11 protein-coding genes are annotated in these 10,860 nt (G+C 70.5%); 5 read left to right on the top strand and 6 right to left on the bottom strand.

Annotated elements, in window-relative coordinates:
* Nucleotides 1-3: 3 nt before the first annotated feature.
* From ribD to BACI71_RS00635, 3 genes are read right to left on the bottom strand one after another with little or no spacing between them, the layout of a single operon-like run.
* Nucleotides 4-804 carry a bifunctional diaminohydroxyphosphoribosylaminopyrimidine deaminase/5-amino-6-(5-phosphoribosylamino)uracil reductase RibD gene (gene ribD, locus BACI71_RS00645; RefSeq protein WP_159753653.1) on the bottom strand — a complete coding sequence of 267 codons (801 nt, stop codon included), beginning with the start codon at nt 802-804 and terminating at the stop codon, nt 4-6.
* A 25-nt stretch (nt 805-829) separates the two neighbouring features.
* The gene (locus tag BACI71_RS00640) at nt 830-1,180 is read right to left on the bottom strand and encodes a hypothetical protein (protein WP_159753650.1); all 351 of its coding nucleotides are present in this window, start codon (nt 1,178-1,180) and stop codon (nt 830-832) included.
* 17 nt (nt 1,181-1,197) lie between these two features.
* On the bottom strand, nt 1,198-2,535 hold the full coding sequence (locus BACI71_RS00635; RefSeq protein ID WP_159753647.1) for a glutamate--tRNA ligase: 1,338 nt from the start codon (nt 2,533-2,535) through the stop codon (nt 1,198-1,200).
* A 79-nt stretch (nt 2,536-2,614) separates the two neighbouring features.
* Between BACI71_RS00635 and BACI71_RS00630 the strand changes: the two genes are divergently transcribed.
* Nucleotides 2,615-3,550 (top strand): ribose-phosphate pyrophosphokinase, encoded by a 936-nt coding sequence (locus BACI71_RS00630; protein WP_159753644.1) that lies wholly within the window; start codon nt 2,615-2,617, stop codon nt 3,548-3,550.
* A gap of 311 nt (nt 3,551-3,861) precedes the next feature.
* Here BACI71_RS00630 and BACI71_RS00625 read toward each other — a convergent pair whose 3' ends face one another.
* The gene (locus tag BACI71_RS00625; protein WP_159753639.1) at nt 3,862-4,842 is read right to left on the bottom strand and encodes an NAD(P)H-dependent glycerol-3-phosphate dehydrogenase; all 981 of its coding nucleotides are present in this window, start codon (nt 4,840-4,842) and stop codon (nt 3,862-3,864) included.
* Complete coding sequence (gene tsaD / locus BACI71_RS00620; protein WP_159753636.1) at nt 4,839-5,864, bottom strand: tRNA (adenosine(37)-N6)-threonylcarbamoyltransferase complex transferase subunit TsaD; 1,026 nt, start codon at nt 5,862-5,864, stop codon at nt 4,839-4,841. The genes BACI71_RS00625 and tsaD overlap by 4 nt, the downstream gene beginning before the upstream one ends.
* 241 nt (nt 5,865-6,105) lie before the next feature.
* Here tsaD and hemC point away from each other — a divergent pair, with 241 nt between their 5' ends.
* From hemC to BACI71_RS00605, 3 genes are read left to right on the top strand one after another with little or no spacing between them, the layout of a single operon-like run.
* Complete coding sequence (hemC, locus tag BACI71_RS00615) at nt 6,106-6,999, top strand: hydroxymethylbilane synthase (RefSeq protein ID WP_159753633.1); 894 nt, start codon at nt 6,106-6,108, stop codon at nt 6,997-6,999.
* Entirely contained in the window at nt 6,996-7,646 is a 651-nt protein-coding gene (locus tag BACI71_RS00610; protein WP_159753630.1) for a uroporphyrinogen-III synthase, read from the top strand. Before hemC ends, BACI71_RS00610 begins: the two co-directional genes overlap by 4 nt.
* 31 nt (nt 7,647-7,677) lie before the next feature.
* The gene (locus BACI71_RS00605) at nt 7,678-8,553 is read left to right on the top strand and encodes a hypothetical protein (RefSeq protein ID WP_159753627.1); all 876 of its coding nucleotides are present in this window, start codon (nt 7,678-7,680) and stop codon (nt 8,551-8,553) included.
* Between the two features lie 81 nt (nt 8,554-8,634).
* Here the strand turns inward: BACI71_RS00605 and BACI71_RS00600 are convergent, their stop codons facing one another.
* Nucleotides 8,635-10,224 carry a lysine--tRNA ligase gene (locus BACI71_RS00600; protein WP_159753624.1) on the bottom strand — a complete coding sequence of 530 codons (1,590 nt, stop codon included), beginning with the start codon at nt 10,222-10,224 and terminating at the stop codon, nt 8,635-8,637.
* 51 nt (nt 10,225-10,275) lie between these two features.
* On the opposite strand from BACI71_RS00600, the gene BACI71_RS00595 reads away from it, so the two are divergent.
* Nucleotides 10,276-10,842: a sterol desaturase family protein gene (locus BACI71_RS00595; protein WP_159753621.1), complete on the top strand. Its 567-nt coding sequence runs from the start codon at nt 10,276-10,278 to the stop codon at nt 10,840-10,842.
* The last annotated feature ends 18 nt before the right edge of the window (nt 10,843-10,860 follow it).

Raw genomic sequence — 10,860 nt, 5'->3', positions numbered from 1 at the left:
CCGTCAGCCTTTCAGGCTGCCACCTCCCCTGAAAGGGGAGGTGGCAGCCTGAAAGGCTGACGGAGGGGTCGCCGCTTGCGGAGCCGTCTCGAGCCTCATCACCCCTCCGTCAGCCCTGCGGGCTGCCACCTCCCCTTGCGGGGGAGGATTGGTGGTGAGCACCACCTTCAACGGGCTGCGATCCTCCAGCCCCGGCAATCGCACGTCGAGCCGCGGGCGATCCGCCTCCCACGTCCCGCGCCCGACGAGGATCGCGTCATGGCGGCTGCGTTCGAGATGCGTGTGCGCGCGCGCCGCCGGGCCGGTGATCCAGCGGCTGCGCCCGTCCGCCATCGCCGCCGCGCCGTCGAGCGACAGCGCGAGCTTGAGCGTCACGTGCGGGCGGCCGAGCGCGCGGCGGGTGAGGAAGCCCGCCATCGAGCGCCGCGCCGCGTCGGCCAGCACGCCGGCGTCGACCGCAATGCCGGCGGCACGGAGCCGCGCAAAGCCGCCGCCATCGGTGCGCGGGTCGGGGTCACCGATCGCGGCTACCACGCGCGCGACCCTGGCAACGACGAGCAGGTCCGCACAGGCGGGGCCACGGGTGCTGACATGCGCGCAGGGTTCGAGCGTGACATAGGCGGTCGCCCCGCGGGCAGCGTCACCGGCTTCGGCGAGCGCCATCGCCTCGGCGTGCGGCCGCCCGCCGGCTTGCGTCCAGCCGCGCCCGACGACGCGACCGTCGCGGACGATCACGCACCCGACATTGGGATTGGGCGTCGTTCGCCCGCGCGTCCGCTCCGCCAGCGCGAGCGCGGCGGCCATCCAGCGCGCGTCGTCAGGCAAGGGATCAAAGACCCGCGTTGGTCAGCTTGTCGTCGAGTCGCTTGAAGCTGGCGCGGAGCTTTTCCTCGCGCGCCTTCTGCGCGGCGATCTCGGCATCGCGGATCGGCTTGTCGATCTTCTGCTGCGCGACGATCTCGGCATCGGTCCGGTCCAGCTTCCACTGCTTGAAGTAGACGATGTTGGGACGGTATTCCTTCTCGGCATACGAATCGTAGAAGAACGCCCAGATCACCACCGACGTCACCACGATCGACAGCGCGAAGAAGCTCCACTCGTACCGCTCACGCGTCTTGAGGAAGTAGCGCAGATCGCGCGTGGCGCGCACCGGCGAGATACGGGCGAGGAAATGTCGCATGGCTGGGATATAGGGGGTCAGCCGCCCCTGTTCGAGTCCAGTCGCGCGATCGCACGCTCCCGTCCGATCAGCGGGAGCAGCGCCGCCATGTCCGGCCCGTGATCGCGCCCGGTCAGCGCGCGACGCAACGGCAGGAACAGCGGCTTGCCCTTGCGCCCGGTCGCCTCCTTCAGCGCCGCGGTCAGCGCGTGCCACGGGTCGCCCGCCCAGTCGATCGTGCGTGCGACCTCGCCGGCCCGCGCCAGATATTCGGCGTCTTCCCCGGCGGCGGGTGCGTCGACTGGCCCCTCGATCACCTGCCACCAGTCTGCGGCGCCGGCGACCGTTTCGAGGTTCGGACGAATCGCTTCCCACACCACCGCATCGATCCCGGCAGGCAGGCGGTCGGCGACCGCTTCAAACGGCAATTGGTGGACGATCCGCGCATTGACCTGCGCCAGCTCGCGCTCGTCGAACCTGGCGGGCGCGCGGCCGAAATGCGCGAACTCGAACGCTTCGAGCAACGGCGCGGGATCGAGATGCGGCTCGACCGGCTGGCTGGTGCCGAGCCGCGCGAGCAACGAGACGATCGCGGCAGGCTCGATCCCTTCGTCACGGAGCGCGTCGACGCCGAGGCTGCCGAGCCGCTTCGACAATTTGCCTTCCGCGCCGGTCAGGAGCGCCTCGTGCGCGAAGACGGGCGGGGTCACGCCCATCGCGGCGAACATCTGCAATTGCAGCGCGGTGTTGGTGACGTGATCCTCGCCGCGCACGACATGCGTGACGCCCATGTCGTGGTCATCGATCGCCGAGGGCAGCATATAGAGCCACGAGCCATCGGCGCGGCGGATCACCGGATCGCTCATTGTCGCCGCGTCGAAGTGCTGCGGGCCGCGGATCAGGTCGGTCCATGCGATCGGCGTCGCATGGTCGAGCCGGAAGCGCCAGTGCGGGCGGATGCCGTCGGCCTCCAGCGCCGCGCGCTCGGCATCGCTGAGCGCCAGCGCGGCGCGGTCGTAGACCGGCGGGAGCCCGCGCCCGCGCAGGATCTTGCGCTTGAGGTCCAGCTCCTGCGCGGTTTCATAGGCCGGGTAGATATGACCGCCCGCGCGCAGCTCCGCGAAGACCTCTTCGTAACGGGTGCTGCGCGCCGATTGCCGCTCCTCGGCATCGGGGCGGAGCCCCAGCCACGCGAGGTCGGCGCGGATCGCATCGACGAACCGTTCCTCGCTGCGCTCGGCATCGGTGTCGTCGATGCGCAGCAGGAAGCGTCCGCCGTGCGCGCGCGCCCACATCCAGTTGTGGAGCGCGGTGCGAATGTTGCCGACGTGCAGCGTGCCGGTCGGCGAGGGTGCGAAGCGGGTGATGACCGTCATGCGCCAGCCGCTTACGCGCGCCCCCTTCCCCTCGCCAGCCCCCGCGCCTAAACGAGCCCGCACGAAAGGGTGTTCGTCCATGAAATTGATGACCGGCAACTCCAACCTGCCGCTGGCGCGTGCGATCTCCGACTATCTGGAGGTGCCGCTGACCGAGGCGCTGGTGCGCCGGTTCGCCGACGAGGAAATCTTCGTCGAGATCATGGAGAACGTCCGCGGCGAAGACGTGTTCGTCGTCCAGTCGACCAGCTATCCGGTCAACGACAACCTCATGGAAATGCTGATCATGATCGACGCGCTGAAGCGCGCGTCGGCCAAGCGCATCACCGCGGTGCTGCCCTATTTCGGCTATGCGCGGCAGGACCGGAAGCCGGGCCCGCGTACCCCGATCTCGGCCAAGCTGGTCGCCAATCTGGTGACGACCGCCGGCGCCGACCGCGTGCTGTCGGTCGACCTGCACGCCGGACAGATCCAGGGCTTCTTCGACATCCCGACCGACAATCTGTTCGCCGCGCCGGTGATGTCGCAGGACATTCGCGCGCGCTTCGGCGAGAAGAACCTGATGGTCGTCTCGCCCGACGTCGGCGGCGTGGTGCGTGCGCGCGCGCTGTCGAAGCGGCTCGACAACGCCCCGCTCGCGATCGTCGACAAGCGCCGTGAGCGCGCGGGCGAGTCGGAGGTGATGAACATCATCGGCGACGTCGAGGGGCGCTTCTGCATCCTGATCGACGATATCGTCGATTCGGCAGGCACGTTGTGCAACGCCGCCGCCGCGCTCAAGGAAGCGGGGGCGGAAGACGTCGTCGCCTATGTGACGCACGGCGTGCTGTCCGGCGGCGCGGTGGCACGGGTGGAGGGATCGGCGCTGCACGAGCTGGTCATCACCGACTCGATCGGCAATCACGACACCATCAAGGACGTCGGCAAGATCCGCCACCTGACGATCGCGCCGCTGCTCGCCGAGGCGATGCGGCGGATTTCGGACGAGGCGAGCGTTTCGTCGCTGTTCGATTGAGGCGGGGCGCAGGCGCGGTTACGCCCGCGCCGCTCCGCCAGCAGCGCCCCGCCCGGCCGGCGGAGCAAGGCTCCGACCGACGACGCGGCTTCGCCGCGGCGGCCTACACCTTCCCGTCGTCCCGGACTTGATCCGGGACCCCGCTTCCTATTTTACCCGCATCGATAGAAAGCGGGATCCCGGGTCGAGCCCGGGATGACGGTGCGGGTGAGGTCGCGGTCGCGCCTGATCTGCCGTCATTGCGAGCGCAGCGAAGCAATCCAGGGCCCCGCGCGGAACACTGGATTGCTTCGCTGCGCTCGCAATGACAATCATACCTCTTCCTTCAGCGGCCGCGCGAGCAGATCGTCGATCACGCCGCGCACCGCCTCGCCCGCGAGCAGGCGGCACACCGCCGCGGTAATCGGCATCTCCACCCCCGCTGCTAGCGCCGCCTCCATCAGCACCGGCGCAGTATAGGCCCCCTCCGCGACCGTGCGGCGGTTCGTCAGCAGCTCCGCCGCCGCCTCGCCGCGCCCGATCCCGACGCCCAGCGAGAAATTGCGCGACGCGGTCGACGAACAGGTCAGCACCAGATCGCCGAGCCCCGACAGCCCGGCGAGCGTCTCCGCCCGCGCGCCCTTCGCCCCACCGAAGCGCGTCATCTCCGCGAAGCCGCGCGCGATCAGCGCCGCACGCGCATTCTGCCCCAGCCCCGCGCCGTCGACGACCCCGCAGGCGATCGCGAGCACGTTCTTCACCGCGCCGCCGATCTCCGCGCCGATCACGTCATTGCTGGCATAGGGGCGGAAATGCGGCGCAGCGATCGCGGTGGCGAGCAGCGCGCGTGTCGCCGGGTCGCGCCCGGCCAGCGTCACCGCGGTCGGCAGCCTCCGCGCGACCTCGTGCGCGAAGGTCGGCCCCGACAGCACCAGCACCGGCGAGGCGGGATGCTGCTCCTGCGCGACCTCGCTCATCAGCAGATGCGTGCCCGCCTCGATCCCCTTAGAGCAGACCACCAGGGCCTGTGCGTTGGCAGGCAACTGCGCGAGCACGGTGCGCATCGCCTGCGCGGGCGTGACGATCAGGTTCGCCGCCGCCTCCGCGACCCACGCCAGATCGCCGGTCGCGCGAATCAGCGGCGAGAGCGGGATGCCGGGCAAGTAGGCGGCATTCTCGTGATCCGCGTTGATCGCCGCGACCAGCGCCGGGTCGCGCGCCCACAACCGCACCTCATGGCCGTTGGTGGCGGCGACCTGCGCGAGCGCGGTGCCCCACGCCCCTGCGCCGATGACGCCGATCGGGCCGCTCATGCCTTCACCCCCGCGCCGCGCACCTTTTCCGCGTCCGGGTCGAGCGGCCAGCGCGCGCGCGCCACGGTGTCGAGCGGGTCGGTCAGCCCGGCGGCGAACCGCTCCGCGCCCGCCCAGGCGATCATCGCGGCATTGTCGGTGCACAGCCAGCCCGGCGGTGCAACGAAGCGCAGCCCGTGCTCGGCGGCGAGCGCCTCCAACGCCGCGCGCACGGCGCCATTCGCCGCGACCCCGCCGGCAACGACCAAAGCGGTCGCGCCGTCAGCCTTGTCGAGCGCACGGCGGGTGCGGTCGATCAGGCAGTCGACCACCGCCTGCTGGAAGCTCGCCGCGACATCGGCGGCGGCGTGATCGGGCGCCATCCGCGCCACGGCGGCCTTGAGCCCCGCGAAGGAGAAATGCGGCTCCGGCGAGCCTTTGAGCGGGCGCGGCAGCGGCACCGCGCGCGCATTGCCCTGGGCGGCGGCGCGCTCGACCGCCGGACCGCCGGGGAAGCCGAGCCCGAGGATCTTGGCGGTTTTGTCGAACGCCTCGCCCGCGGCATCGTCGATCGTCGTCGCGAGCCGGCGATAGCGTGCGACACCCTCGACCAGCAGCAACTGGCAATGCCCGCCCGAGACGAGCAGCAGCAGATAGGGGAAGTCGAGATCGGGGTCGGCAAGCCGCGGGCTGAGCGCATGACCCTCCAAATGATTGACCGCGATCAACGGCTTGCCGGCGGCGTGCGCGAGCGCCTTGCCGGTCACCAGCCCGACCAGCACGCCGCCGATCAGCCCCGGCCCGGCGGTGGCGGCGATCGCGTCGACATCGGCGAGCGTCTTGCCGGCATCGGCGAGCGCCGCCTCGACGAGCGGTTGCAGCACCTCGACATGCGCACGCGCGGCGATCTCCGGCACGACGCCGCCATAGGGGCGATGCGCCGCCTCCTGCCCGGCGAGCCGGTGCGCCAGCACCTCCCGGTCGCCGGTGACGAGAGCGGCGGCGGTTTCGTCGCAGGAGGATTCGAGCCCGAGGATCAGCATCGCGGCTATCTAGGATAACCGGCGCGGCATATCGACCCCGGCGTTCGCCCCGTCGCCCCTGCGCAGGCAGGGGCCCATGTCTGTACCGTCGCGCGATCGGCCCGAGAAATGCCCGACGGAATTTGTGTCAGACGACACGCCAGAACGACACAGCCATATGCCCCTGCCTGCGGAGGGGCGACTGCTGGTGTGGTGCCGCAACGCTTGCCCACGCGCGCCGAAGTCGCCAAGACCCGCGGCCATGTTCCGGCTCGGTACCCGTGGTTCGCCGCTCGCGCTCACCCAGGCAGGCATGGTGCGCGATGCGCTGATGGCCGCGCACGGCTGGGACGACGTCGAGATCGTCACGATCCGCACCACCGGCGATCGCGTGCAGGATCGCGCGCTCGCCGAGATCGGCGGCAAGGCGTTGTGGACCAAGGAGCTGGACCGCGCGCTGCTGGCCGGCGAGGTCGACGCCTGCGTCCACTCGATGAAGGACGTCGAGACGCTGCGCCCCGAAGCGATCGCGATCGTCGCGACGCTGCCGCGTGCCGATGTCCGCGACCGGCTGATCGGCGCGCCCTCGATCGCGGCGCTGCCCGACGGAGCGATAATCGGCACCAGCAGCCCGCGCCGTGCCGCGCAGCTTCGCCGCTTACGCCCGGATGTGGCGGCGGTGCTGTTCCGCGGCAATGTCGATACGCGGCTCGGCAAGCTGGCGGCCGGCGAGGTCGATGCGACCTTGCTCGCCGCCGCCGGGCTGGAGCGGCTCGGGCGGCACGACACCGGGGCGGCGATCCCGCTCGACGTGATGCTCCCGGCGCCTGCGCAGGGCGCGGTCGGGGTCGAGACGCTGGCCGAGGGACCGGCCCGCGCGCTGGTCGCGGCGATCGATGACGCGAAGACCCACCGTGCGGTCGCCGCGGAGCGTGCATTGCTCGCGGGCCTGCGCGCCGACTGCCATTCGCCGGTCGCGGCGCTGGCGGTGGTCGGCGGCGAGACATTGGTACTGCGCGCGCAATTGCTGACCGCCGACGGCAGCGAGGCGGTCGAGGGCATGGCAGAGGGACCGGACCCGCTGTCGCTGGGCGCGCGGCTGGCCGAGGATCTGCTGACGCGCGCGCCGCCGGCGATCCGCGAGTTGTTCGGGTGACGCGCGCGCTGGTGCTGCGGCCCGAACCGGGTAACGCACGCACCTGCGCAGCGCTGGCGGCGACGGGGCTGGAGCCGGTCGCGCTTCCGCTCTTCGCCGCGGCGCCGCTCGACTGGTCGCCGCCCGATCCGACAGCCTTTGACGCTTTGCTGCTGACCAGCGCACAGGCGGTGCGGCTGGCGGGCGACGGGCTCGCGCGACTGGCGGGGCTGCCGGTCGTCGCGGTGGGCGCCGCAACCGCGGCGGCGGCGCGCGCGGCCGGGCTGGACGTCGCGATCGTCGGCGACGGCGATGCCGCCGCGGCGGTGGCGCGCGCCGCCGCCTTTCCACGATTGCTGCATCTCGCCGGGCGCGAGCATGTCGCGCAGCCGCGGGTCAGCGCGCTGCCGGTCTATGCCAGCGAGCCGGTCGTGGTCGCTCCCGACGCGCTCGCGGCAGCGTTGGACGCCGTGGTACTCCTCCATTCCGCTCGCGCCGCGCAGCGATTCGCGATGCTGGCCGGACGGCTGCCGCGGGCGCAGATCCGCCTTGCCGCGCTCAGCAGCGCCGTCGCCGCAGCAGCGGGCGGCGGCTGGGCGAAGGTCGTCGTCGCCGAGCGGCCCGGGGATGCCGCGCTGATCCAGGCAGCGCTCGCCGCGCGCGATTGACCGGCGCGGCGGGCGCGAGGATAAGCGGGCAATGAGCGACCCCCTTGCCACGACGCGCCCCCCTACGCGATCGCGGATCGGCCCGGCGCTGGCGATCGCGATCCTCGCCTTTCTGATCGGGCTGGGGCTGATGGCCTATGCGGTGCGCAACACGCCCGGCTTCTTCGCGCGCGGCGGATCGAACGCGCCCGCCGCCAAGCCGACCGCCGCGCCGGCCGCGCCGCCCGAAGCCAGTACCGATGCCGCGACTCTGGCGCTGCGCGAGGCGACGCTCGCTGCGCAACTCGCCAATCTCGAGGCGCGCGCGGCGCGCACCGACGCCGATACCGCCGAGGCGGCGGTGAATGCCGGCAAGGCGGAGGCGATCTTCGTCACGTTCGCGGCGCGGCGCGCGCTCGATCGCGGCGCGGGTCTCGGTTATCTGGAGAACGAATTGCGCCGCCGCTTCGGCGCGACGCTGCCGGCACAGGTCGGCACGGTGATCCGTGCCGCGCGCCAGCCGGTGACGCTGGAGGATCTGCGCGAGAGCCTGAACGTCGCGACGCCGATGCTGCTGGCGCGACCCAGCGACTGGTGGAGCGGGATCGGCAGCGAGTTGCGCAATCTGGTGGTCATCCACCGCGCCGACACGCCCTCGCCGTTGCCGTCCGACCGGCTGGCGCGCGCGCGGCGGCAGCTCGACAACGGCAATGTCGAGACCGCGCTGGCGGAGGTCGAACGGTTGCCGGGGGCCGCGGATGCAGCGAACTGGACCGCGGCGGCGCGGCGCTGGATCGACGCGCGCGCGGCGCTCGATACGCTGGAGACGGCGGCGATCACCGGTGCGTTCGCCCCGCCACCTGCACGGCCGGCAGAGCCGCAACCGGCGCCCTCGCCGTCCGCCCCGGCGGGCGGGAGTTTGTTCTAGGCGTCGTCGCCCGGGGTTCGCTCATGCCGTCATTGCCAGCGTAGCGAAGCAATGACGAAGCTTCGGGCGAAGGGGGAAGGTTTAGCTTTTCCCCAATGCCTCGGCGATCAGCGTCCGCGTGTTCGCAATGCCATACAGCCGGATGAAGCTGCCCATCCGCGGCCCCTGACTCGACCCGAGCAGCGTCTCGTACAGCGCCTTGAACCAGTCGCGCAGCTCGGCGAAACCGCCGGTCTTGCCGATCTCATAGACGATGTTCTGGATGTCCTCGGCGCTCGCCTCCTCGGGCAGCGCCGCCAGCTCCGCGTCGAGGCTTTCCAGCGCCGCGACTTCGACACCCTCGGGCGCACGGCGCTGGAGCGTCGGGGCGACATGGTCGCGATGATAGGCCAGCGCATGGCCGATCAGCCGATCCAGCTCCGGATAGGCGGCGGGCGTCGCATCGGCGACGTAATTGGCCAGATACGCCCATACCTGCTCGCGCGTCGCGCCCTCACCCATCACCCCGACGAGGTTGAGCAGCAAGCCGAACGTCACCGGCAGCGTGCCGTCGGGCAGCTTGCCGTCGTGGACGTGGTGGACGGGGTTGCCGAGCCGCTCCTTGACCGCCTGCCCGGCATAATTGCCGCGGAACTGCCAGTAATCGTCCACCGCGCGCGGGATCACGCCCATGTGGAGCTGCTTGGCCTTTTTGGGCTCGCGATAGATGTAGAAAGCGAGGCTCTCCTCGGGGCCGTAGGTCAGCCATTGCTCGATCGACAGGCCGTTGCCCTTCGACTTCGAGATCTTCTCGCCCTTGTCGTCGAGGAACATCTCGTAATTGAAGCCCTCCGGCGGGCGTCCGCCGAGCACGCGCGCGATCTTCGAGGATTGCACGACCGAGTCGATCAGGTCCTTGCCCGCCATCTCGTAATCGACGCCGAGCGCGACCCAGCGCATCGCCCAGTCGACCTTCCATTGCAGCTTCGACAGTCCGCCGAGCGCGGATTGCTCGATGCGCTCGCCCTCATCGTCGAACGCGATCAGCCCGCGCTCGGCGTCGATCACCTCGACCGGCACCTGCAGCACGATCCCGCTCTTCGGGCTGACCGGCAGCACCGGCGAATAGGTCGCGCGGCGCTCGGCGCGCAGCGTCGGCAGCATCACGTCCATCACGCCCTGCCAGTGACGCAGCACGCCCCTGATCGCGTCGTCGAAGCGACCGGAGGCGTAATATTCGGTCGAGGACGCGAATTCGTAATCGAAGCCATAGCGATCGAGAAAGTCGCGCAGCGTCGCATTGTTGTGCGCGGCGAAACTGTCGAACTTGCCGAACGGATCGGGGATGCGCGTCAGCGGCTTGCCGAGATGTTCGCGCAGCATGTCGCCGTTGGGGACGTTGTCGGGCACCTTGCGCAGCCCGTCCATGTCGTCGCTGAACGCGATCAGCCGCGTCGGCAGGTCGCTGAGCGCATGGAAGGCGTTGCGGACCATCGTGGTGCGCAGCACTTCGTTGAAGGTGCCGATGTGCGGCAGCCCCGACGGGCCGTAGCCGGTTTCGAACAGCACCGGCTGACCATCGGGCTTGCCCGCAGGATAGCGCTTGAGGAGCTTGCGCGCCTCTTCATACGGCCAGGCCTTGGATTCGAGAGCGGCGGTTCGGAGGCTTTCCGGGCGGAGATCGTCGGTCATGATGCGCGCCGACGTAGCGAGACGCGCGCACGATGGCTATATGCACGCGCGATGTCGTTCTGGCCCGCCTTGCTGCTGTTCCTCGCCACCGTCGCGCTGATGGAGGGGTTCGCCTATGTCATGCACCGCTGGGTGATGCACGGCTGGGGCTGGTTCCTCCACGAAAGCCACCACCGCGCGCGGCACGGCAATTGGGAGCTGAACGACCTGTATGCCGCGATCTTCGCGGTGCCGTCGTTCGTGATGATCCTCGGCGGGTTGCAACTCGGCTGGTGGCCGGGGTTTACGTGGATCGGCGCGGGAGTTGCGGCGTATGGCGCGATCTATTTCGGGTTCCACGACGTGATCGTCCACAAGCGGCTGCCGACGCGATATCTGCCCAGATCCGCGTATATGAAGCGGATCATCCAGGCGCACCGGCTGCACCATGTCGTCGAGACGAAGGAAGGGAACGTCAGCTTCGGTTTCCTCATCGCACCGAAGCCCGAGGAGTTGAAGGCCGAGTTGAAGCGGCGCGGCCGCGCCGGGGTGCGCGCGGCAGTCGGTGCGGAGCGCGAGGCGTCTGACCGCGTAACGGCGGAGCGCGGGTCAGTGCCGGACGCGTCATCCCGGTCCTGATCCGGGATCCCGCTTCTT

The organism is Sphingomonas sp. 8AM (assembly GCF_902506455.1).
Classification (GTDB): domain Bacteria; phylum Pseudomonadota; class Alphaproteobacteria; order Sphingomonadales; family Sphingomonadaceae; genus Sphingomonas.
The sequence above is the reverse complement of the archived record's forward strand: the minus strand, read 5'-3'. Positions and strand labels throughout refer to the sequence as shown.